This is a genomic window from Nocardia sp. NPDC060249 (genome assembly GCF_042728755.1).
GTDB lineage: Bacteria > Actinomycetota > Actinomycetes > Mycobacteriales > Mycobacteriaceae > Nocardia.
On sequence record NZ_JBHXAQ010000001.1, the window covers coordinates 1,024,052 to 1,045,885 of the forward strand.

20 protein-coding genes are annotated in these 21,834 nt (G+C 68.8%); 18 read left to right on the forward strand and 2 right to left on the reverse strand.

From position 1 onward, the window contains the following. The first annotated feature begins 95 nt into the window (after positions 1-95). The 4 genes from secD to ACFWFP_RS04560 are packed head-to-tail and all read left to right on the forward strand — an operon-like array spanning position 96 to position 5,320. The gene (secD, locus tag ACFWFP_RS04545; protein ID WP_379293114.1) at positions 96-1,811 is read left to right on the forward strand and encodes a protein translocase subunit SecD; all 1,716 of its coding nucleotides are present in this window, start codon (positions 96-98) and stop codon (positions 1,809-1,811) included. After that, positions 1,808-2,986: a protein translocase subunit SecF gene (secF, locus tag ACFWFP_RS04550; protein WP_379293115.1), complete on the forward strand. Its 1,179-nt coding sequence runs from the start codon at positions 1,808-1,810 to the stop codon at positions 2,984-2,986. The genes secD and secF overlap by 4 nt, the downstream gene beginning before the upstream one ends. A 25-nt stretch (positions 2,987-3,011) precedes the next feature. After that, positions 3,012-4,724, forward strand: coding sequence for an ABC transporter substrate-binding protein (locus ACFWFP_RS04555; protein ID WP_379293116.1), 1,713 nt, complete (start codon positions 3,012-3,014; stop codon positions 4,722-4,724). Between the two features lie 23 nt (positions 4,725-4,747). Further along, positions 4,748-5,320 carry an adenine phosphoribosyltransferase gene (locus tag ACFWFP_RS04560; RefSeq protein WP_379293117.1) on the forward strand — a complete coding sequence of 191 codons (573 nt, stop codon included), beginning with the start codon at positions 4,748-4,750 and terminating at the stop codon, positions 5,318-5,320. A 1-nt stretch (position 5,321) separates the two neighbouring features. Here ACFWFP_RS04560 and ACFWFP_RS04565 read toward each other — a convergent pair whose 3' ends face one another. Then, a complete protein-coding gene (locus tag ACFWFP_RS04565; protein WP_379293118.1) occupies positions 5,322-5,930 on the reverse strand; it encodes a GNAT family N-acetyltransferase in 609 nt (202 codons plus the stop codon). A 233-nt stretch (positions 5,931-6,163) separates the two neighbouring features. Here ACFWFP_RS04565 and ACFWFP_RS04570 point away from each other — a divergent pair, with 233 nt between their 5' ends. Beyond that, the gene (locus ACFWFP_RS04570; RefSeq protein ID WP_379293119.1) at positions 6,164-7,834 is read left to right on the forward strand and encodes an ABC-F family ATP-binding cassette domain-containing protein; all 1,671 of its coding nucleotides are present in this window, start codon (positions 6,164-6,166) and stop codon (positions 7,832-7,834) included. On the opposite strand, the gene ACFWFP_RS04575 is transcribed toward ACFWFP_RS04570, so the two are convergent. After that, on the reverse strand, positions 7,752-8,195 hold the full coding sequence (locus tag ACFWFP_RS04575; protein ID WP_379293120.1) for a nuclear transport factor 2 family protein: 444 nt from the start codon (positions 8,193-8,195) through the stop codon (positions 7,752-7,754). The genes ACFWFP_RS04570 and ACFWFP_RS04575 overlap by 83 nt on opposite strands. A 96-nt stretch (positions 8,196-8,291) precedes the next feature. On the opposite strand from ACFWFP_RS04575, the gene ACFWFP_RS04580 reads away from it, so the two are divergent. The 13 genes from ACFWFP_RS04580 to ACFWFP_RS04640 all read left to right on the forward strand — a co-directional run bounded on the left by ACFWFP_RS04580 (position 8,292) and on the right by ACFWFP_RS04640 (position 21,816). Further along, positions 8,292-9,239, forward strand: coding sequence for a hypothetical protein (locus tag ACFWFP_RS04580; protein ID WP_379293121.1), 948 nt, complete (start codon positions 8,292-8,294; stop codon positions 9,237-9,239). Further along, positions 9,236-10,552 carry an adenylosuccinate synthetase gene (locus ACFWFP_RS04585; RefSeq protein WP_379293123.1) on the forward strand — a complete coding sequence of 439 codons (1,317 nt, stop codon included), beginning with the start codon at positions 9,236-9,238 and terminating at the stop codon, positions 10,550-10,552. Before ACFWFP_RS04580 ends, ACFWFP_RS04585 begins: the two co-directional genes overlap by 4 nt. Before the next feature lie 68 nt (positions 10,553-10,620). Further along, a complete protein-coding gene (locus tag ACFWFP_RS04590) occupies positions 10,621-11,250 on the forward strand; it encodes an NUDIX hydrolase (RefSeq protein WP_379293124.1) in 630 nt (209 codons plus the stop codon). A 229-nt stretch (positions 11,251-11,479) separates the two neighbouring features. Further along, on the forward strand, positions 11,480-12,496 hold the full coding sequence (locus tag ACFWFP_RS04595; RefSeq protein WP_379293125.1) for an alkaline phosphatase family protein: 1,017 nt from the start codon (positions 11,480-11,482) through the stop codon (positions 12,494-12,496). Between the two features lie 306 nt (positions 12,497-12,802). After that, positions 12,803-15,175, forward strand: a complete 2,373-nt coding sequence (locus tag ACFWFP_RS04600; RefSeq protein WP_379293126.1) for a RelA/SpoT family protein — start codon at positions 12,803-12,805, stop codon at positions 15,173-15,175. Positions 15,176-15,539: 364 nt separating this feature from the next. Beyond that, positions 15,540-17,024 carry a cutinase family protein gene (locus ACFWFP_RS04605; RefSeq protein WP_379293127.1) on the forward strand — a complete coding sequence of 495 codons (1,485 nt, stop codon included), beginning with the start codon at positions 15,540-15,542 and terminating at the stop codon, positions 17,022-17,024. A gap of 52 nt (positions 17,025-17,076) precedes the next feature. After that, entirely contained in the window at positions 17,077-18,255 is a 1,179-nt protein-coding gene (locus ACFWFP_RS04610; protein WP_379293128.1) for a hypothetical protein, read from the forward strand. A gap of 9 nt (positions 18,256-18,264) precedes the next feature. Beyond that, positions 18,265-19,119 carry a MinD/ParA family protein gene (locus tag ACFWFP_RS04615; RefSeq protein ID WP_379293129.1) on the forward strand — a complete coding sequence of 285 codons (855 nt, stop codon included), beginning with the start codon at positions 18,265-18,267 and terminating at the stop codon, positions 19,117-19,119. Further along, positions 19,116-19,757: a hypothetical protein gene (locus ACFWFP_RS04620; protein ID WP_379293130.1), complete on the forward strand. Its 642-nt coding sequence runs from the start codon at positions 19,116-19,118 to the stop codon at positions 19,755-19,757. Before ACFWFP_RS04615 ends, ACFWFP_RS04620 begins: the two co-directional genes overlap by 4 nt. 94 nt (positions 19,758-19,851) lie before the next feature. Further along, positions 19,852-20,145 (forward strand): hypothetical protein, encoded by a 294-nt coding sequence (locus tag ACFWFP_RS04625; RefSeq protein ID WP_056815437.1) that lies wholly within the window; start codon positions 19,852-19,854, stop codon positions 20,143-20,145. An 8-nt stretch (positions 20,146-20,153) separates the two neighbouring features. After that, positions 20,154-20,399 carry a hypothetical protein gene (locus ACFWFP_RS04630; RefSeq protein WP_371852067.1) on the forward strand — a complete coding sequence of 82 codons (246 nt, stop codon included), beginning with the start codon at positions 20,154-20,156 and terminating at the stop codon, positions 20,397-20,399. A gap of 8 nt (positions 20,400-20,407) precedes the next feature. Beyond that, positions 20,408-21,004, forward strand: a complete 597-nt coding sequence (locus tag ACFWFP_RS04635) for a hypothetical protein (RefSeq protein WP_379293131.1) — start codon at positions 20,408-20,410, stop codon at positions 21,002-21,004. Further along, positions 21,001-21,816, forward strand: a complete 816-nt coding sequence (locus tag ACFWFP_RS04640) for a hypothetical protein (protein ID WP_379293132.1) — start codon at positions 21,001-21,003, stop codon at positions 21,814-21,816. Before ACFWFP_RS04635 ends, ACFWFP_RS04640 begins: the two co-directional genes overlap by 4 nt. Positions 21,817-21,834: the final 18 nt, after the last annotated feature.

The window sequence follows — 21,834 nt, forward strand, 5'->3', positions numbered from 1 at the left end:
GCCCCTCTTCCCGCCCGCGCGCACTGGCGTCGCGGGCCGGGCACCGTCGTGCCCACCGATCCAGCCTCGACTTCCCGCCTAGGAGATGACCTGCTGTGCCACCTTCCCAAGGATCGGCGCATCCGTTCCGGCTGCTCGGCGTCTACGCCGCGCTGCTGGCCGTGATCTACGCGCTGGTGTTCTTCACCGGTGACCATTCCCCGTCGGCCAAGCTCGGCATCGACCTGCAGGGTGGTACCCGCGTCACGTTGACCGCGCGGACCCCCGACGGCAACAAGCCGAGCCAGGACAGCCTGAAGAAGGCGCAGGAGATCATCGACGCCCGCGTCAACGGGCTCGGTGTCGCCGGCTCCGAGGTGGTCATCGACGGTGACAACCTGGTCATCACGGTGCCCGGCGATGACAGCCAGCAGGCACGCGCGCTGGCCACCACCGCCAAGCTCTACATCCGCCCGGTGCTGTTCGCGACCGAGCCGCAGGCAGGCGGGGCGGCTCCGCCCGCGACCGGCACCGCGCCACCGGGTGGCACCACCCCCCCGGCGGCCACGGAGACTCCGGCCCCCGCCCCCGGCGAAGCGACCCCGCCGGCCGAGGGTGCCCCGCCCACCGAGGGCGCGACAACCCCGGCACCGCAGTCGCGGGTGTTCCCCGCGCAGGCGCCTCCCACGCCGACGCCGCCGCCCGGTGGGCTCACCACCCAGCAGCAGCAGGCCAAGGAGATCGCCGACGCCAAGGCACTGCGCCAGAGCACTGATCAGCAGGTTCAGCAGGTCGCCGTGGCGGCCATGGACTGCACCAAGCCCGACCCGCTGACCGGTAACGACGACCCGGCCCTTCCCCTGGTCACCTGCTCGCAGGACGGCACCGAGGTGTTCCTGCTCGGCCCGAGCCGCATCGACGGCCAGGAGATCGCCGACGCGACCTCCGGCCTGAACTCCCAGCAGGCCCGGCACGAGGTGAACCTCGAGTTCAAGTCCGCGGGCGCCGATGCCTGGTCGAAGCTGACCGGTGAGTACGTCAACAAGCGAGTCGCGTTCGTGCTCGACACGAAGGTCGTCAGCGCGCCGCAGGTGCAGCAGGGCCCGCAGCTGGGTGGTCGCACCTCGATCTCGGGCAGCTTCACCGCCGACAGCGCGGACGAGCTGGCCAACACGCTGAAGTACGGTTCGCTGCCGCTGTCGTTCCAGACCTCCGAAGCGGAGACGGTCTCGGCGACGCTGGGCCTGTCCTCGCTGAAGGCGGGTCTGCTGGCCGGCGCCGTCGGCCTCATCGCGGTGCTGCTGTACTGCCTGCTGGTGTACCGGATGCTCGGCCTGCTGGCCGGGTTCTCGCTGATCGCGGCCGGTGTCGCGGTCTACGGCATCATCGTGCTGCTCGGGCGGTGGATCGGGTTCACCCTCGACCTCGCGGGCATCGCCGGTCTGATCATCGGTATCGGATTGACGGCCGACTCGTTCGTGGTGTTCTTCGAACGCATCAAGGACGAGATGCGCGAAGGCCGCAGCTTCCGCTCGGCGGTGCCGCGCGGTTGGCAGCGCGCGCAGCGCACCAACCTGTCCGGTAAGACGGTCAGCTTGATCGCCTCGGTCGTGCTGTATCTGCTCGCCGCCGGTCAGGTGAAGGGCTTCGCCTTCACCCTCGGCGTCACCACAGTCCTCGACGTGATCGTGCTCTACCTGGTCACCGCACCGCTGCTGATGCTCGCCTCGCGCTCGCCGTTCTGGGCCAAGCCGTCGGTGAACGGACTCGGCTCGGTTCAGCAGATCGCCAGGGAACGCGGCCAGGCCAGGCCGAAGGAGATGTCACGATGAGCAACGACAACCCCACCGAGGAATCGGTGAACCTGGACTCCTACGAGCCCGCACAGGGCCCGAAGCACGGGTTCTTCGAGCGTCTCTACACCGGCACCGGCGGCTTCCCCATCGTCAGCAGGCGCAAGTTCTTCTACACGCTGTCGGCGGCGCTGCTGCTGATCTCGCTGCTCAGCATCGGCGTGCGCGGTTTCACCCTCGGTATCGACTTCGAGGGCGGCTCGCGTATCCAGATCCCCGCAGCCGAGGGCGTCACCACCCAGGAGGTGGAAGACGTCTACTCGCAGGCGCTCGGCCACGGACCGGTGTCGGTGCAGAAGGTCGGTTCCGGGGAGTCGGCCACCATCCAGGTGCGTTCGGAAACCCTCGACCTGGCACAGATCGACCAGCTCCAGACCGCGCTCTACGACGAATTCCAGCCCAAGGACTCGTCCGGGCAGGTGACCCGCAACGCCATCAGCATCGCCGAGATCAGCGAGACCTGGGGCGGGCAGATCACCCAGAAGGCGTTGATCGCGCTGGCGGTGTTCGTGTTGCTGACGATGGTGTACATCGCCATCCGCTTCGAACGGGACATGTCCATCGCGGCGATCGTGTCGCTGTTCTTCAACCTGTTCGTGACGGCGGGTATCTACTCGCTGGTCGGGTTCGAGGTGACCCCGGCCGCGGTGATCGGCTTGCTCACGATTCTGGGTTACGTTCTCTACGACAATGTCGTGGTCTTCGACAAGGTCGAGGAGAACACTCGCGGCGTGCTGCACCTGAACAAACGCACCTACGCCGAACAGGCCAACCTGGCCGCCAACCAGACACTCATGCGCTCGATCAGCACCACCGTGATCGGCATCCTGCCGATCATCGGCATGCTGGTGATCGCGGTGTGGCTGCTCGGGGTCGGCACGCTCAAGGACCTCGCGTTGGTGCAGTTGGTCGGCATGATCGTCGGCGCCTACTCCTCGCTCTTCCTGGCGGTACCGGTGCTGGTCTCGATCAAGGAACGCTGGGGTCCGGTGGCCGCGCACACCAAGAAGGTCCTGGACAAGCGTGCCGGTGTCGGTGCGGGCGCTCGGGTTCCGGTGGGCGCGTCGGCCGCCCGTGGCTCGCGACCGACCGGCAGCGGCGCGCCGCGGCCGGGCTCGCGTCCGAGCGGAAAGCGGCAGCAGAGAAGGCACTGACGACCGACTAGCAGGGGGTCTCATCATGCGACGCAGCACGATTCGACTGATCACCGTGCTCGCCACGGCGGCTGTGACCACCTCCGTGGTGGCCGGGTGCTCGACCAAGAACCAGGTGCCGTCCATCGGGTACGCGGTCGACGCCGCGGTCGCCAGCTACAACGGCGCGAGCACGCTCGGCGCGAGCAGCGGCGCCGCGGCAGTGTTCGGCCGGGTGCTGACCGGGTTCTTCTACACCGGACCGAACGGTCAGCAGGTGGCCGACACCGACGTCGGCACGGCCAAGGAAGTGCCGGGCGAGACGCAGACGGTGCAGTACCGGCTCAACCCGGACGGGGTGTACTCCGACGGGGTGAAGACCTCCTGCGACGACCTGGTGCTGGCGTGGTCGGCGCGCTCGGGCAAGTTCACCCGCCCCGGCGACCGCGGGCCCGTCTCGTTGTTCGACGCGGCGAGCACCGTGGGCTACGACGAGATCGAACGGATCGACTGCCAGCCCGGGTCCAAGGACGCCACCGTGGTGTTCCGGCCGGGTAAGCACTACCTGCCGTGGCGGACGCTGTTCACCGCGGCCGAGGTGATGCCCGCGCATGTGGTGGCGCAGGCGGTCGGGGTGCCGAACGTGGTGAACGCCCTGCAGACCGGCGACGGCGCGGTGATCGGCCGGATCGCCGATTTCTGGAACAGCGGCTGGATTGTGCGGGCCGGGGCGCTGGATCTGACGAAGTTCCCGTCGTCGGGGCCGTATCGAATCGAATCCTTCAGCGCGAAGGACGGTTTGGTGCTGGTCGCCAACGAGAGATGGTGGGGTGACGCGCCCGAGACGAAGCGGATCGTGGTGTGGCCCAAGGGCACCGATTTCGCCGCCAAGGCGAAGGAGAACGCGCTCGGCGTCGTCGATCTCGGGGCCGGGTCGGTCGCGGATCTGGAGCTCGACGGTTTCGACGAGCAGACGGTCGCGAGCCGCAGTGCCGAACAGCTCGTGCTCGCCACCGGTGGGGTGTTCTCCCGGGTGGAGGTGCGCCGGGCGTTCGCGCAGTGTGTGCCACGCCAGGCGCTGTTCGACACGCTGGGCAAGGCAGGGGAGCCTGCGCCGCACGGGCTCGGTGCGGGTGTACTGAACGCGCATGTGGTGCAGCAGGATTCGCTGTACTACCCGGCAGTGATCGGTGGTGCCGATCGCTATCGCGGCGCCGACATCCCGGCGGCCTCCGCGACTTTGGCCTCGTCCGGCGCGGCGCAGCCGACGGTGCGGATCGGGTATCAGGGTCCCGACGCACGTCGCGCGCAGACCGTGGCGATGATCGCCGAGTCCTGCCGAGGGGCGGGCATCACCGTGGTCGACGCGGGTTCGCCCGAGTTCACCCCGGTGAAGCTGCCCGAGGGCGCGGTCGACGCGGTGCTCGGCGGAACCGGCGCGGTGCCGGGGCCCGCGGGGGCGAGCGAGGGAGTTGCCGCGTTCGCCGCGTTGCGGGCAGGTAGCGGCCTCGATTTCGGTGGGTTTGCTAACGGTCGCTACGATGCGATCACCGATCAGCTTGCGGGCGAAGCCAACTCGACCGCGACGCTGAACCTGCTGACCGAGGCCGAGAACCTGTTGTGGGCGCAGCTACCGAGCATTCCGTTGTTCGCGACGCCGCGCGTCATCGCGTTCGGCAACGGCATGCGGAACGGGATCGCCGGTCCGACACAGGCCGGTACCGGGTGGAACATGGATCGCTGGGTGTTGCAGCGATGAGCGCACGTGATGAAAGAGGGTTGATGAGCAAGCACGCGGTGGTCGAGTCCGACGATCAGGCCAGTGAGCGCACCGCCGAGGCGGCCGCCGCGGTGACCCGGCTGACCCGCTGGCACGACGACTTCCCCACGCCGGGTGTGCGTTTCGCCGATCTCACCCCTGTGTTCGCCGACGCCGTCGGCTTCCGCGCGGTCATCGACTGCTTCGCCGCCATCGCCCCCGACGCCGACCTGGTGGCCGGCGTGGACGCGCGTGGCTTCCTGCTCGGAGCAGGCGTCGCCGCGACGCTCGGCACCGGCGTGCTCGCCATCCGCAAGGGCGGCAAGCTCCCGCCGCCGGTGGTCTCGCGCGAGTACGAGCTCGAATACGGTTCCGCCGCACTGGAAATCCCCGCCGACGGCGTCGACCTCGAGGGCAAGCGGATCCTGCTGCTCGACGACGTCCTCGCCACCGGTGGCACCCTCGCCGCCGCGGCAGCCCTGTTCAAAGAGGTCGGCGCCGAGGTGGTCGCCGCCGCCGTGGTGATGGAACTGGAGTTCCTGAAGGGCCGCGAGCACCAGGGCGACTACCCGGTGAGCTCGATCGTCAAGCTCTGACTCAGCGCGCTGCCCGCAGCATCGGCCACAGCGCCGGGCCGCCCGGGATCTGCAATTCGCCGGTCACGACGAAGCCGAAGCGTTCGTAGTACGGCACGTTGACCGGGTTGCTGGATTCCAGATAGGCGACAGCATGCTCGGCGTCGACGCGGTCGAGCCGACTGTGCAGCAGCGCGCTGCCGTATCCCGCGCCCCGGACATCGGGGGCGGAGCCGAGCATCGCCAGATACCAGTGTGGTTCGGTCGGGTGGTTCTTCTCGAGCAGGTCACCGACCTGTTTGCCGGCCAGGGTGCGGCGGCCGAACGCGCGCCAGATACCGGGCAGGGTGCGAAGTTCGGCCAGCGGCGAGGGCTTGTGGCGGTGCGGCGGGGTCCACAGGGCCACGCCGCCCACCGTGTCGTCCGGGCGCAGGGCGAGGTCGGAGGCGTCCGCCGGTAAGAAGCGGTGGCGCGCCATCGTGGCGAAGAACCGGGGCAGGCCCGCGGCCCGCCGATCCGGATCCGGCAGGATCCAGCTCATCACCGGGTCGTGCTGGAACGCCGCGGCCAGCGTCTCGGCCACCGCGTCGACATCGTGCCGGGTCGCCTCGCGTACCACAATCGTCGCCATCGCACTCCTTCGATCCGGGTTCGCCCACGAGATGGCGACTCGCGTCCAGGCTAGCTTTTCCATGACGGGGCTCACAGGAGGAGAAAAGGGGTGGCGCGTCGGGATGGCTCGGTGTTATCAATGAAGGGTCTTGTTCCCGGCGATCGGAGCCATGCGTTGATTTCTTGAGGTAGCGCTCTCGGACGGTCCGCATTCTGCGCACCGTGTTTCCGTCGCACCTCCAGGGGATCCGCATGACCTCTCTTTCTTTCTCCGATCTCACCTTTCACTGGCCGGATGGCACCACTGTCTTCGACGGGCTCGACGCTGTCGTCGGGCCGGGTCAGATCGGTCTCGTCGGCAGCAACGGCGCCGGGAAATCGACGCTGTTGCGGCTGGTCGCCGGTGAACTGAAGCCCGTGCGTGGGTCGATCTCCGTGCCGGGCAGCCTCGGCTATCTCCGGCAGGACCTGGGCATGCAGACCGGTCAGCGGGTGGACGAGGTGCTCGGTATCGCCGAGGTACGCCGCGCGCTGCACCGCATCGAGAGCGGCACCGGCGAACCCGCCGATTTCGACACGGTCGGCATGTCCTGGCAGGTCGAGGACGAGGCTGTCGCACTGCTCGGCAAGCTCGGGCTCGACTACGTCGCCACCTCGGTCGACGACCTCGACCGCACGCTGGACACCCTCTCCGGCGGCGAGACCGTGCTGCTCGGCATGGTCGCGCAACTGCTGCGCGAGCCCGACGTGCTACTGCTCGACGAACCGACCAACAACCTCGACGCGGTCGCCCGCGGGCGGCTCTACGAGGTGATCCGGCAGTTCACGGGCACCGTGATCGTGGTCAGCCACGATCGCGAACTGCTCGACCGGATGGACGGCATCGCCGAACTGCGCGCGGGCGAAATCCGCTCCTTCGGTGGAGGTTTCAGCGACTACGAGCGGATCATCGAGGCCGAGCAGGAGGCGGCGCGCGCCGCTGTTCGCGATGCGCGCAGCGATGTGCGTAAGCAGGCACGCGAACTCGTCGACGCGCGAACGAAACTGGACCGGCGGGCCCGCTTCGCGCAGAAGATGCAGGACAACAAGCGAGTACCGAAAATCGTCGCGGGATTGCGCAAGAACGCCGCGGAGGTGTCGGCGGGCAAACTGCGCAACTCCCATCTCGACAAACTCGACTCCGCCCGCGAAACCCTCGACCACGCCGCGGAATCGGTGCGCGCGGACCGGGAGATCCGCGTCGAGCTCCCCGGCACCCGGCTGTATCCAGGCCAGGATGTGCTCGACCTGCAGCAGGTCGAGCTGGCCAACGGTCCGGTGGTCGAGCTGCGCGTGAGCGGACCGGAGCGGATCGCGTTGACCGGGCGCAACGGCGCGGGTAAAACCACCCTGTTGCGCCGGATCGTCGAGGAGGGGCCGAAGGTGGCGTGGCGGATGCTGCCGCAGCGTCTCGACGTGTTCGATGAAACGCGAACGGTGTTCGAGAACGTCGCCGCCGCGGCACCGCACGCGACGCCGGAGCGGATCCGCGGTCAGCTCGCGCGCTTCCTGTTCCGTGGTGCCGATGCCGACATCGCGGCCGCGGCGCTCTCGGGCGGCGAACGATTGCGCGCCGCCCTGGCCTCCCTGCTGCTCGCCGAGCCGGCCCCCCGGCTGCTGATGCTCGACGAACCCACCAACAACCTCGACCTCCCCAGCCTGGCTCATCTCACCCAGGCGCTGGCGAGTTTCGAGGGTGCGCTGATCGTGGTGAGCCACGACGAGCGCTTCCTCGACGACATCGGGGTCATCCGCAGGCTCGAGCTCACCCCGGACGGCCTGGTCGAAGACGGTCCGGTGGCTACCGCGCAGACGCCGCGGCCCGCCGCACCGCTCCCGGATACCGGAGCAGATTCGGACCCAACCACACCGCCACCGCGGTGAGCGCGAGCCAGGGGCGCAGATGTGGGCGCAAGCGCCGGATGCGGCCGTCGGAATCGAGGTGGAGCACCATCGCCTCGGTCATCCGAAAAGGACCGAACCTGGCTTCGCCCAACAGGACCCGGGTGTCGCCGGTGCCGAGTGTGTCGGTCCATCGCAGATCGCTGACCGCGCGATAGACGAGGGTGAGCAGAGGGGCGAGGTCGGTTCGCCCGCGGAAGACGAGCCGCCCCGATACCGGTGAGATGAGTTCGGCATCGTCGGTCAAGGTGTCGAGCAGGGCGGTGATGTCGTTGTCGGTGGTCGCGCGCTGGAATCGGGCGACCGAATCGGTGGATGCGGGCTCGGCGGGTGCATCGGACATGTCTCGACCGTAATCGACCCGCACCGGCGCCTCTTGACGATACTTGTTTTAGTTGAATAGACTAAAACTAGGACATCGCGAAAGGGAGTGGTTCGGATGGGGTACGGGAACTGGGATGACACCGCCTACCGGGCGGGCAAGACGTTTCGGGCACGGCAGGGGGTGGACGATTTCGGGTACACCGCCGAGATGCGAGCGAAGCCGTACGACACGTGGTGCGCGCATCCGTCGCTCGATCCCTTCGGGGTCGGCAAGCGGGAGTGCCGGGACTCGGCCGAGCACGGGAACTCACTGCCGGTGGCCGTGCTGTTCGATGTGACCGGATCGATGGGCCGGGTGCCGCGCATCATGCAGGACAAGCTCGGAAAACTGCACGGGCTGCTGAAGAACAAGGGATACGCGCAGGACCCGCAGGTCCTGTTCGGTGCGATCGGCGATGCCGACACCGACCGGGTGCCGTTGCAGGTGGGACAGTTCGAATCCGACAACCGGATGGACGAACAGCTGCGGGCGATCCTGCTCGAGGGCGGCGGTGGCGGGCAGAAATCCGAAAGCTATGAACTGGCCGCCTATTTCATCACCGAGCATGTCGCGACGGACGCATGGGACAAGCGGGGCAAGAAGGGATACCTGTTCCTGATCGGCGACGAGTTGAACAAGCCTCGTCTGGCTGCCCGGCACATCAGGGCGGTGATCGGCGATCATGTGCGCCGCGACGTGTCCGTCGAGTCGATCTATCGCGAACTCGAGCAGCGCTGGCACGTGTACTACATCCTGCCGAATCAGTCGTCGTACTACCGCGATCCGGAGATCGCCGACCACTGGCGGGGGCTGCTGGGGCAGAACTTCCTGAAGCTCGACGACCCCGGCGCGGTCTGCGAATTGATCGCGCTGACCATCGGATTGGGCGAGGCCCGGGTCGATCTCGATACCGGTCTGGCCGATCTGCGTGACATCGGATCCAGTGACGAGGCCGACGCGGTCGGCCGAGCGCTCGGCTCGAAGCCCGGCCCGACGCTGCGCGCCCTGCCGCCGGGACGATGAGCCCGATGTTCGGTGACCAGCACCTCGTCGTCGTCGACCTGGGCTTCGGTGACGCGGGCAAGGGCGCCACGGTCGACTGGTTGTGCTCGCCCGCGGCCGATCTCGGGGTGTCGGCCGTGGTGCGGTTCAACGGCGGTGCGCAGGCCGCGCACAACGTCGTGGCCGACGGTCGCCGGCACACCTTCGCGCAGTTCGGATCGGGGACTTTCTCGGGGGTCGCGACCCTGCTGTCGCGGCACATGCTGGTGGAGCCGATCGCGCTCGCCGCCGAATCCGAACAGCTGGCGGCCCTCGGTGTTCACGATCCGCTCGGCCTGCTCGCCGTCGACGGCCGGGCTCTGCTGACCACACCGATCCACATCGCGGCCAACCGTGCGCGCGAGGACGCGAGGGGTACTTCGCGGCACGGTTCCTGCGGCCGTGGCATCGGCGAAACAGCCTGGTACGCACTGGAGAACGACGCGCCGACCGTCGCGGACTGCTGGGCGCCCGCCGCGCTGCGCGCCAAACTGGATCGGCTCGCGGCGCACTACGAGGACCTCATCGGTCCCAGCGCGCACGGGTACGAATCGATCGATGCCCTGGTGGCGATGTACCGCGATTTCGCGCGAGCCGTCCGCATCACCGGCGCCGACGAACTCGCCCGGCTCGCGCACGCTGGGCGCTTGGTGTTCGAGGGGGCGCAGGGTGTGCTGCTCGACGAGTGGCGCGGCCTGCACCCGCACACCACCTGGTCGACGGTCGAGCCGCGCAACGCCCGCGCCATGCTCCGCGACATCGGCGCGACCGCCGCGGTTCTCGGCGTCACCCGGACCTATATGACCCGCCACGGAGCGGGTCCGCTGCCGACCGAAGCACCGCTCGGATTTCCCGAACCACACAACGGCACCGGGCATTACCAGGGCGCGTTTCGGCAGGGGCATCTCGATCCGATCCTGCTGCGCTACGCCGTCGACGTGTGCGGTGGGATCGACGGACTGGTCGTCAACCACCTCGACGTGCCCGCGACCCTGCGCGGCGCACAGGCATACGAGACGCCGGCGGGCAGGATGACCGAACTGGTCCCCGGCCGGTGGCGTGATCTCGATCACCAGCAGTGGCTCACCGATCAGCTCTTCGGTGCGACACCGATTCTCGTGCCGATCGACACCGACCCGGCAGCCTGGCTGGCCGAGCGGTTGCGGGTACCGGTGGTGCTGACCGGCCACGGTCCGGATCGGCGCGACCGCGCCTTCGCGGCTCCTGTCGGCGACCGGAGGGAGCGACCCGCTGATGGGGGTGGGCAGGGAAGAATCGGAGCATCCGTACCGTGAACCGCGGTATCGGCCGGTGACAACGCACCGCGCCCGGAGCAGACCAGTTCGAGGCAGGATGGGATGACGTGGAGCAATCCGTTGTGTCGATCGATGTGGTGACCTTGCGGTGCTGGGACGGCGACAGCGGCGTTCGGATCGGCATCGCCCCCCGCGAGTTCGAGCCGTTCACCGGCGAACTCGCGCTACCGGGTGTGCTGCTCGGTCGCGGCGAACGTCTCGTCGACGCCGCCCGGCGCGCCGTCCACACCAAACTCGGCGTGCCGGCCGCGGCGATCGGCGCGGTCGGCCAGCTCGTCACGTTCGACGAACCGCACCGCGACCCGCGCGGGCCGACGCTGGCCATCGCGATGTGGGCGGTGGTCGCCGAGCACGAGGGACCCGCCGCGTGGGTGGGTTTCGACGAGGTCCCGCCACTGGCCTTCGACCACAATCGCATCGTCGATGCCAGCCGTGCGCTGCTGGCCGGACTCCTCTGGAAGGACGCGGCGCTCACCCGAGCGCTGGCGGGCACCGAGTTTCCCGCCACCCGCGCGGTCGATCTCAGTACCTCCTTGCACGGCACCCGTCCCGACCCCGCCAACCTCAACCGCACGCTCGCCGCGATTCCAGGGCTCGGCCGGACCGGTGAACGTCGCCGGGTGAAGGCCACCGGGCGGCCCGCGGTGGTGTGGGCGTTCGACGTCGACGAGGACTGAGCCGCGCCGAACGCAGTTGCGGCTCCCCACAGTCGGTGAGATCGCCTGCCTGCGAGCACATTTCGGTGTACGTGCCGAAGCGGCAGAAGCCGGATCGCGGGTTCGCGGCTCGACCTGTGGTTCGCGGGCTGTTCAGCGAGACGTCCGGTGCGTGCGAGGCCGATGAAACGTCGATGAACACCGTCGCGTCGGCCTCGCCGCGCCGTCGTCGATCCCTCATCGTGAGGGCATGCGCGAGATGTCGGCTCCGGCGAAAGTGCTCGTAGCGCTGGTCACCGCGTTGGTGACGATTCCGCTGGTGGGATCGGCGGCAGGCTCGGTGGCGGCGTTCGACGACGTGGGCGCGACGGTCGACGCGGCGGCCGCGTTCGGGGCTCCGCGTCGCGGGGTGGGCGCGGTGGTGAACAAAGTCGTCGTCATCGGGATCGACGGGCTGATGTTCGACAAGGCCGACACCGCGCAGGCACCGCGATTGCGGCACCTCGCCGCGCAAGGGCTGCTGTCGCAGGGGAACATCGCGGGGCACATCACGATTTCCGGACCGTCGTGGGCGAGCGCGCTGACCGGAGTGTGGGACACCGAGCACGGAATCACCGGCAACGAATTCGACGCGACTGCGTTTCTGGCGCACCCGAGCGTGTTCACCCGGATCGAACGGGCCGACCCCGCTCGGCACACGGTGTCGATCGGTACCTGGCACCAGATCGCGACGATCGCCGCCACCGGTGACCGGCGCGCCGACGTCGCCCTCACCACCGCGCCCGTCGCCGACGATCCCGACGAGTCGGTCACCGATGCCGCGACCGCGGCCGAAGTGGTGTCCGCGATCGAGCGGTCCGGCCCCGATCTGGTCTTCACCCACCTCGACCAGATCGACCTGGCGGGCCACCGGCACGGCGGTGCGTCCCGCGCCTACCTCGCCGCGATCCGCCGGGTGGACGCACTGGTCGGCCGGATCGTCGCGGCGGTCGACCAGCGCGCGCGAGCCCATCCCCGCGAGCAGTGGACCGTTCTGGTCACCACCGACCACGGCCACCTCCCGACCGGCGGCCACGGCGGCCAGACCCCCGCCGAAACCGCCAATTTCGTCATCGCCCGCGGCCCCGACTTCACCCCGGGCACCGTGACCAGCGCCCACACCCTGGTAGACCTCACCCCCACCGTCCTCGACCTCCTCGCCGCCCCGCCCGGCCGCCTCGACGGTCACAGCCTGCGCATCCGCCCAACCCAGGCCGACGAGCGCTGACAGGTTCCTCAACCCCAACACCCTCCTCCTCAGCCTGCGGCTCCAGCCGGAACGAAACCGCTGATCACGGCTGGGACGTGGGTAGCTCATCGGGATGTCGAAAAGCTTGTCGAACACCTATCCGCAGGCCCGGAAACTCACTACGCTGCCCGTGAACGATCGGCAGAAACCGCGGAGAGGCGGATTAGCCGCAGGCCTGTGACCCCGGTGACTCGAACACCAGGTCGGTGCGGGGACTAAAGTTGAGGACCCGGGCGGTTGCAGCACTCGGCCGACAGGTCCGAATGCAGCGTGAGAGGTGGTGGCATGACTCGACAACTCGGCGAGGCGAAGGTCGGGCAGGAATCCACCGGAGCCACGCCAAGCCAAGGCGCCGCGGCGAAGACCCCCGAAACCGCCAAGCAGTCCCCGACAGCCTCGGTGCCCAGTTCGGCGTCGCGGCGGGTCCGTGCGCGGCTGGCTCGGCGGATGACCGGTCAACGCGGGATCGCGGCGGTCAAGCCGGTCCTCGAACCGTTGGCCACCGTCCACCGCGAGCTGTACCCGAAGGCCAATCTCGGCCTGCTCCAGCGTGCCTTCGACGTCGCCGACGAACGCCACGCCAAGCAGTTCCGCAAGTCCGGCGACCCCTACATCACGCACCCGCTCGCGGTCGCCAATATCCTCGCTGAACTCGGCATGGACACGACCACTCTGGTCGCGGCCCTGCTGCACGACACCGTCGAGGACACCGGCTACTCGCTCGAGCAGCTCAAGGAAGAATTCGGTCAGGAAGTCGCCCACCTCGTCGACGGCGTCACCAAACTCGACAAGGTCAACCTGGGCGCGGCGGCCGAGGCCGAGACCATCCGCAAGATGATCATCGCCATGGCGCGTGACCCGCGTGTGCTGGTGATCAAGGTCGCCGACCGGCTGCACAACATGCGCACCATGCGTTTCCTGCCGCCGGAGAAACAGGCCAAGAAGGCCAAGGAGACCCTCGAGGTGATCGCGCCACTGGCGCATCGCCTGGGTATGGCCACGGTCAAATGGGAGCTCGAGGACCTCGCCTTCGCGATCCTGCACCCCAAGAAGTACGACGAGATCGTGCGCCTGGTCGCCGATCGCGCACCCTCGCGTGACACCTATCTGGCGAAGGTGCGCGCCGAGATCACCAACACCCTGGCCGCGTCGCGGATCAACGCGATCGTCGAGGGCAGGCCCAAGCACTATTGGTCGATCTATCAGAAGATGATCGTCAAGGGCAAAGACTTCGACGACATCCATGACCTGGTGGGCATGCGGATCCTGTGCGAGGAAGTCCGCGACTGCTACGCCGCGGTCGGCGTCGTGCACTCGCTGTGGCAGCCGATGGCCGGGCGGTTCAAGGACTACATCGCGCAGCCGCGCTACGGGGTCTACCAGTCGCTGCACACCACGGTCGTCGGCCCGGACGGCAAGCCGCTCGAGGTGCAGATCCGCACGCAGGACATGCACCGGACCGCCGAGTTCGGCATCGCCGCGCACTGGCGGTACAAGGAGACCAAGGGCAAGCACTCCGGCGACGCCGCCGAAGTCGACGACATGGCGTGGATGCGCCAGCTGCTCGACTGGCAGCGCGAGGCCGCCGACCCCGCGGAGTTCCTGGAATCGCTGCGCTTCGACCTGAAGTCGCCGGAGATCTTCGTGTTCACGCCCAAGGGCGATGTGATCACGCTGCCGCAGAAGTCCACACCGGTCGACTTCGCGTACGCGGTGCACACCGAGGTCGGGCACAAGTGCATCGGTGCGCGGGTGAACGGTCGCCTGGTGGCGCTGGAACGCCAGCTGGAGAACGGCGAAGTCGTCGAGGTGTTCACCTCCAAGGCGCAGAACGCGGGACCCAGCCGGGACTGGCAGAAGTTCGTGGTCTCACCACGCGCGAAAGCCAAGATTCGCCAGTGGTTTGCCAAGGAGCGGCGCGAGGAAGCGCTCGAGAGCGGCAAGGAGCAGATCTCCAAGGAGGTCCGTCGCGTCGGGCTGCCGCTGCAGCGGTTGATGAGTGTCGAGGCGATGACCGCGGTCGCGCACGAGCTGCACTACAGCGACATCTCCACCCTCTACACCGCGGTCGGCGAGCACCAGGTGTCGGCGCATCACGTGGTGCAGCGGCTCATGGCCCAGCTCGGCGGCATCGGCGATGTCGAGAACGAGCTGGCCGAGCGGTCGACGCCGTCGACCACGCCCGCCCGCCAGCGCGTCACCGGTGACGCGGGCGTGCTCATCCCCGGTGCGCCGGGAACGGTCGCGAAGCTGGCCAAGTGCTGCACGCCGGTGCCGGGCGACGAGATCATGGGCTTCGTGACCCGCGGTGGCGCGGTGAGCGTGCACCGGACCGACTGCACCAACGCCGATTCCCTCCAGGAACAGTCGGAGCGGATCATCGAGGTCGAATGGGCGCCCTCGCCCTCGTCGGTGTTCCTGGTCGCGATCCAGATCGAGGCGCTCGACCGCACCCGATTGCTCTCGGATGTGACCAAGGTGCTGGCCGACGAGAAGGTCAACATCCTGTCCGCCTCGGTGGCCACCCATGGCGACCGCGTCGCGATCAGCAAGTTCACCTTCGAGATGGGCGACCCCAAGCACCTCGGTCACCTGCTCAACGTGGTGCGCAACGTCGAAGGTGTCTACGACGTGTACCGGGTGACCTCCGCCGCCTGACCCCCGGCTACGGCCCGGGCATCCTCCTCACGAGGGCGCCCGGGCCGCTGTCTGTCCGGATGATCGCCGAAAGGTTGCCGACCGCACCATATTTACCGGGGGCAGCGAAAGGGCCGATTAGGGCAGCGGTTGGGATAGCCGGAATCTGTTACGGTTTAGTGCGTTTCAACGCTCCACTGGTCAGCGGAAACGGACTGTGATGCGGATCGATTTTGCTCGGTGCACGACACGACTGACGGGGACGCTCATCGCGTTCACCGTTGCTTCGCTGTCGGTTACGGCCGGGGTGGCAGGTGCCGAAGACAGTACACCCACCACGCCGTCCACACAGGTTTCTCTCGCGGCGTGTCCAGCGCTGTACGCCTTGGGGATTCAGGGCACCGGCGAGTCCTCGCCCGACGCGGCGCCCAGCACCGACACCGGGATGCTGTCGACGGTGTTCCGTCCGATGCTGGCCGGTGCGGCCGACGCGGGACTCGTCGATCGTGCGTACGTGCCCTATGAGGCGGGTTTCGGCGGTGCGGTCCAGGGCGGCGCGGTGCCGTACACCGAATCGGTGGCCGGGGGTTTGGAGCGACTTCGCGCGATGGCGACCCAGGTGACGCGGCGTTGCCCGGATACCCGGATCGCGGTGGTCGGGTATTCCCAAGGCGCCCACGTCGCCTCGCTGTTCGCTCAGGAGGTCGGCGCGGGCACCGGTGCACTGTCCGCGGACAAGGTCGCCGCGGTCGCGCTGTTCGCCGACCCGACCCGCGCCGCGAACGCACCCTTGTTTCCCGGCGCGCCCGACCGGACGGCACCGCTGGCGGCGCCGGGGACCTCCGGCGACGCGATCACCAGCATCGGCCCGGTGCGCCAGGGGGTCGCCTCCGGTGGTGGGCTCGCCCCGCAGAGCGAGCAGGCCGACGACTTCGGCAAACTCACCGGTCGGGTCGCAAGCTTTTGTGCCACAGGCGATCTCGCGTGCGACGCACCGCAGGGCGCGCCGATCGTGCGCGCCGTCACCAACCTCATGAGCCAGTCGAAACTCTCCGGCGGCGATCCGATCGGCTCGTTGACCTCGATCGCGCAGGCGCTGGCGTTCACCTCCATCAAAACCGCCACCGCGGTGGTCGAGGAAGACATCTCCGGCGCCTCCCTGGCCGACGTCTCGATCGCGCCGAAGAAGTCGATCTCGCAGCGACTGTCCGACGCCTCGGACCCGAACAGCAAGCTCGACGTGAACGCCGCGTACCAGGCACTGCTGAAGGTCGGCATGATCGGCCTCGACGCCGTCGCCACCGTGGTGAAGTCGGTGATCAGCCCGGCGAGCATCAGCGAATTGGCCACGGCCACACTGTCGAATCCGCTGGCCGGGCTGACGCTGCTCGGCACGAAACTGGCAGGCGCGGTCCCGCAACTGGTACCGCCGACCACCGGGGTTCGGCTGGTCAACGAGGCGTTCACCGCGGTTCAGCAGAATGTGACCGACAACGCCGAACTCCTCGACGTCACCACCTGGGTGCGCTATTGGGACACGCTGCAACGCCATGACGCGTACTCGCGCATGGGCGTCGGCGCGAACGGCGCCACCCCGACGCAGTATGTCGGCGAGTGGTTCGCCGCCCTCGCCCGTGACGCCGCAGGCGTTTCCGGGAAGGGATCCGTACCGGTCGGCGGGTCCGACTCGCGTGGTATGGGAATATTCCAGAGCCCGACCGGCGCGTCTACGACAACCAAACCCTCCGGTGGGGGACAATTTCCGTTCGGGACAGGAGCCGATGGCGCCTCATCCGGCGGCGCGACGACTCCGCCTGCCGCGACACCCGTAACCACCGCACCCACCACCCGTCCGTTCTCTGTGAACTGATCACCGAGAGGTCTTCGATGCGAACTGTGCCCGGCGCCGTGGAAAGGGGGGAATGTTGAAGTCGTACAACGAATTGTCGCGCTGGTACTCGGCGCTGGAGCCCGAGGCCGAGACCGGCGCCCCCGCGCGCCCGGACACCACCGAACCGGGAGTGGACGACGACGACAGCGTCGACCGATATTCGACGAGTCCCGACGCGGCCCCGATCGCCGAGGCGGCGCCGGAACACCGCACGGTCGGGCAGCGTCAGCCGGAACCGTTCAGCCTCGCCCTCGACTTCGAGCCGACTGCTGCCGGCGACTCGCACAGCCGGGAGGCGGAGCATCAGGCGGCAGTTGCCGACAACCCCCACGGCCGGGACATCGAGTCCGAGCCGAAAGCCGGTGACCCGTTCACCCGGCCCGCCGAGTTCGATGACGTGACAACCGAATCCGCCGACGCTGACGCGGCCGAGTACGAGAAGCGGCCGTACCCGGTCGAACCAGAGCCCGAGCCCGCTCCACCACCCCCCGCACAACTGGCCGGCCGCCGCAGCGACTTCACCGGCGGCTGGTCGGACTGGGTCGCCGACCCGGCGCCCGGCCCCGATGACGACTACGACGCCGAACTCGTCCAGTTCCCCTGGCCCGAGGCCGCCGCCGACGAATACGACGACGCCCGCGTGCTCGCACCGTCCGGCGCCCTGCGCGCGAACCGGAAACGTCAGCGCGCCTGGGTGGTCCTGGCTGTTTCGGTCCTCGTGCTCGTGATCGCCGCGACCGGCGTGTTCTTGCTGCTCTTCGGGCGCGGCGACGACAAGGCCGCCCGTGACGCCGTCCCGCCGCTGCACTTCACCGCGGGCAACCTGACCGCCGACACCGTGGGCTCGTGCCCGACCGAACGCACCGAGATCGTGCTGCGCAGCGCCGAAGCGGGCGGCACCGACTCGGGACCCGACGCCGTCCTCGCCTTCCAGTACGCCTACTACGTGACCCGATCGGGGGAGCAGGCCAGAGCAGTGGTCGCCCCCGACGCCGATGTCTCGCCGGCTGCCGTGATCCAGCGCGGTATCGACACCATCCCGGTGGGGACCACCCACTGCGTGCGGATCACCACAGTCGCGGCCGACCGGTTCACGGTGGAGGTCACCGAGTTCCGGCCCGCGGGCGCACCGGCCACCTACACCAAGCAATCGGTGCGGACAGCGCTGGTCGGCGATCGCACGCTCATCACGGGCATCGCGGCAGGGTAAGGAGAGGCGATGACAGACGATTGGAGCCGATGGCTCGACGAGGCCCCGGAGGGGGGCCCGTCCGATGACCTGGCGCGGGATCCGGCTCCGGTGGTGCGGTTGCGGCGTCGCAACGGTGAGCGCCGCGACGGCACCCGCAGGCCGATCCTGGTGGTCGGCGGTTGCGGCGGTGCGGGCACCACGACGACCGCGCTCGGCCTGGCCGCGGAGCTCGTCACCGCGGGTGCGACTACGGTGGCGGTCGACGCGACCGCGGCGGGTAGCGACATCGCGCTGCGTGGGGCCGACAAGCACCTGCACCCGGTGAACCTGCAGTCCTGGGTATACGGCCGGGGCGACGACGAACCGGCGCCCCTGGAAGACTGCCTGTCCCGCTCCACCTCCGGGTTCGGGCTGCTCTGGCGCGACGCGACCCCGCTGCGCCGCCGCGCGACATTTCTCACTGTCGCGCGTGCGCTGGACACCGGTGGGTACACCGCAGTGTACGACGGCGGCAACCCGATTGCCGGACGGCAACTGCGACCCCTGCTCGACGACGCCGATATCGCACTGGTGCTGGCCATCCCGGCCCGCGTCGACGCCGCCAACCGGCTGCGCGTGACCCTGGAATGGCTCGACGACCACTACGGCGACGACGGTGCCGGTGTGGTCGCCGACACCACTATCGTTGTCTCGCATCAGTATTCGCACGACGACTCGCGCGTAGCGGAGCATTTGCGCGAACACCTGTCGGGGTGGGTCCGCGAGGTCGTCGAGATCCCCTACGATCCGCATCTCGCGCGCGGGGAACTCGTCCGCCACGCCGAGCTGGCCGAGACGACGCGTTCGGCGTATGCGAGCTTGCTCGCGGGGGTGGCATCATGACGGCAGCCATGAATCTTCGTCGTCGTCGTGAACCGGACGCCCCCGCCGGTGTAGTCGCGCCGCCAGAATCGCTGCGCGCCAAGATCTGGGAGCGCCCGGTGCCGGGGGTCGGCCGGGCGCCGCTGGTGTGGTTGCTCGGCGTGCACGGCGGCGCGGGCGCGAGCACGCTGTCGCACGTGCTCGCCCCCGCCGCCGACGCGCGCGGGCGCTGGCCCGGGGTGTTCGACCGCGAATCCCCCTATGTCGTCCTGGTCGCCAGGGAAACCATCTCCGGACTCACCCGCGCGCACGATCTGCTGCGCCAGCACCACGCCGGGCTCGCCGGCCCGGCACTGGTCCTCGGCCTGATCACCGTCGCCGCGCGCCCCGGCCGGATGGCGCCGGAGATCCGGCGCTACCGGGAGGTGGTCGGCTCGCTGGCCGGGCACGTCTGGCAGGTGCCGTGGTTCGAGGAATGGACTCTGGTGGAGTCCGACGCGCTTCCGGTGTGGTCGCCGGGCGACGAGGTGGCGGTCAAGAAACGCCGCCCCGACCCGCTCGACGACGTGCCGGTCGAAATCGGTGACCTCGGTACCGATGTGGTCGCCGCGATCCGCACCAGTCTCGGCCCGCCCACGTCGGGCGGGGGTCGATCGTGAACGCCGGGCGGTTCGCCGGTCGGTGGTGTACAAACGTGTGTCGTCGTCGAAGTGTTTGTGGCACAACACCTTTACTGTGGGAGAAAGGCACCCGATGAGCATGCTCCTCCTCGCCGTGCAGGACACGTACGGCACTGTGCTGGCCCAGGTCGGTAACCCGACCCCGGAGGCTCCCCCCGGCTCGGAGAAGATCCTGCAGCTGGTGCGTTACCTCACCTGGTTCGTGCTGCTGTCGGGCATCTGCGGCATCACCTACGCGGGCGGCAAGTTCGCGTGGGAGCGCTGGACCGGTGGTGGCCTCGAATCGCCGAAGATGGTGGCGGGCGCCATGATCGGTGGCGTCGTGGCGACCAGCGCCGGCACGATCATGAGTGCGGTCATCGGTTAGTGATCACCGTGCTCGCCTATAAACAGATCCCGGCCGACGTGTTGGCGCCGATGATGCAGTTGCTCAACTGGCTGCTCTGGTTCGTCCTGCTGTCGTGCCTGGCCTGGATGATCCTGTCGGCGGGTCGATTGTGGATCGCGTTCCGCAGCGACCTGGCGGTCAACGACGCCTCACACGGTGTCCTGATGAGCCTGATCGGCGCCTCGGTCGCCAGCACCGCGTCCGCGATCGCGCTGGCTTTCCTGCCGGCATGAATTCCACAGTGACACGACCGGTTGCGGTCGGTATCGCATTACTGGCCGCGGCCGTCGGCTGCGGCGGCGGTGGCGATACCGGCCCCGACCTGACGGCCGCACCGACCGGGGTGGGGTGGCAGGACTACCAGGGCATCTCGCTGCCACACACCGACCAGGGCCCGGCAACGGTGGGGCAGGGCGCCGCGACGGGGTTCGAGCATTCCCCGCGCGGGGCCGGGCTGGCGGCACTGACCCACACCATCCGGTTGTCGGTGGCGCCGGACAGTCAGTGGGCCCAGGTGGTGAACGCCGAACTCGTCCCGGGGCCCGCGCGCGACGAGTGGGCGATCAACCGAGTACAGCTGTCGATCACCGGACCCGCCACGGCGGAGTACGCGCCGAAATTGTTGGGTTACAAAATTACCGAATATCGTGACGAGCGAACGACTGTCGACGTCTATACCGAATACTCCGACCGGTCACGGGCGGTGAACCACACCACGGTCAGCTGGTACGGCGGAGACTGGCGACTGCAGTTACCCGATCCCGGCTCCGTCGACCGGCCGGTCGACCCGATCGATGAATTACCGCACGACATTGTGACATTGGAGGCACCGCAGTGAGCGAGAAGGAGCCGGGCACGCGCGACCGCGCGTCCTTCGGCATGATCGCCTCCGGTGCCCTGCTCGCCCTGATCATGGTCGTCGGCGCCGTCGTGTACTTCACTCGCGACAGCGGCAGCGAGGTGGACAACGCGCCGCCGCCCGCTCAGGCCGCGGGCGGAACCGGATTCGCCGAACCCGAGGTGGACCTGCTCGGCCGGCGGGTGGACATCCCGAACAACCCGGCGGGTCAGCCGCTGGCTCAGCAACCGGGTACGCAACGTAGCGCCGCGGACCCGGATTGGCTGACCGGCGCGCCGGAAGGCACCTCGAAACCGCACGGCTGGCAGCGTGTCTACGGCGCGTCGGTGCCGTTCTCCACCTCCGACGGGCCCTCGCGGATCGAAGACGGACTCGCCGTCGGCTACGCGCGCACACCGCAGGGCGCCGCGCTGGCCGCCGCGCAGATCACCTATCGGCTCAACGCCCGACCGGCCGACCGCGACCTGTACGTGACGCAATTGCGGGTCAGCACAGCGCAGCTGGCCGCCTACGACTCCGCGTTGTCGGGCGAGCGGCTGCCCAAACAGCAGCCGGAGAAGGTGACCCGGTACTTCGTGGCCTCCGACGCGTTCAAGATCGACGATTTCGCCGAGGATCTGGCGATCGTGCGGCTGGCCTCGCGCGGTCCGGTGATCGATGGCAAGCAGTTGTATGCCGCCATGCGGATGATCGTGGTGTGGGACGCCGGTGACTGGCGGCTCAAACCGTCGACGACAGCAAATACCCAGACCGAGTACGTGGAATCGCTGGCGGGGTGGACGACATGGTGATCGAGGTACAGCACAGCC

Excerpts from the sequence above, each read along its gene's own strand:
- ACFWFP_RS04585 (WP_379293123.1), top strand. The coding sequence starts at position 9,236 with ATGAGCCCGATGTTCGGTGACCAGCACCTCGTCGTCGTCGACCTGGGC.
- secF (WP_379293115.1), top strand. The coding sequence starts at position 1,808 with ATGAGCAACGACAACCCCACCGAGGAATCGGTGAACCTGGACTCCTAC.
- ACFWFP_RS04565 (WP_379293118.1), bottom strand. The coding sequence starts at position 5,930 with ATGGCGACGATTGTGGTACGCGAGGCGACCCGGCACGATGTCGACGCG.
- ACFWFP_RS04625 (WP_056815437.1), top strand. The coding sequence starts at position 19,852 with ATGAGCATGCTCCTCCTCGCCGTGCAGGACACGTACGGCACTGTGCTG.
- ACFWFP_RS04620 (WP_379293130.1), top strand. The coding sequence starts at position 19,116 with ATGACGGCAGCCATGAATCTTCGTCGTCGTCGTGAACCGGACGCCCCC.
- ACFWFP_RS04575 (WP_379293120.1), bottom strand. The coding sequence starts at position 8,195 with ATGTCCGATGCACCCGCCGAGCCCGCATCCACCGATTCGGTCGCCCGA.
- ACFWFP_RS04560 (WP_379293117.1), top strand. The coding sequence starts at position 4,748 with ATGAGCAAGCACGCGGTGGTCGAGTCCGACGATCAGGCCAGTGAGCGC.
- ACFWFP_RS04595 (WP_379293125.1), top strand. The coding sequence starts at position 11,480 with ATGCGCGAGATGTCGGCTCCGGCGAAAGTGCTCGTAGCGCTGGTCACC.
- ACFWFP_RS04570 (WP_379293119.1), top strand. The coding sequence starts at position 6,164 with ATGACCTCTCTTTCTTTCTCCGATCTCACCTTTCACTGGCCGGATGGC.
- ACFWFP_RS04555 (WP_379293116.1), top strand. The coding sequence starts at position 3,012 with ATGCGACGCAGCACGATTCGACTGATCACCGTGCTCGCCACGGCGGCT.
- ACFWFP_RS04600 (WP_379293126.1), top strand. The coding sequence starts at position 12,803 with ATGACTCGACAACTCGGCGAGGCGAAGGTCGGGCAGGAATCCACCGGA.
- ACFWFP_RS04580 (WP_379293121.1), top strand. The coding sequence starts at position 8,292 with ATGGGGTACGGGAACTGGGATGACACCGCCTACCGGGCGGGCAAGACG.
- ACFWFP_RS04610 (WP_379293128.1), top strand. The coding sequence starts at position 17,077 with ATGTTGAAGTCGTACAACGAATTGTCGCGCTGGTACTCGGCGCTGGAG.
- ACFWFP_RS04615 (WP_379293129.1), top strand. The coding sequence starts at position 18,265 with ATGACAGACGATTGGAGCCGATGGCTCGACGAGGCCCCGGAGGGGGGC.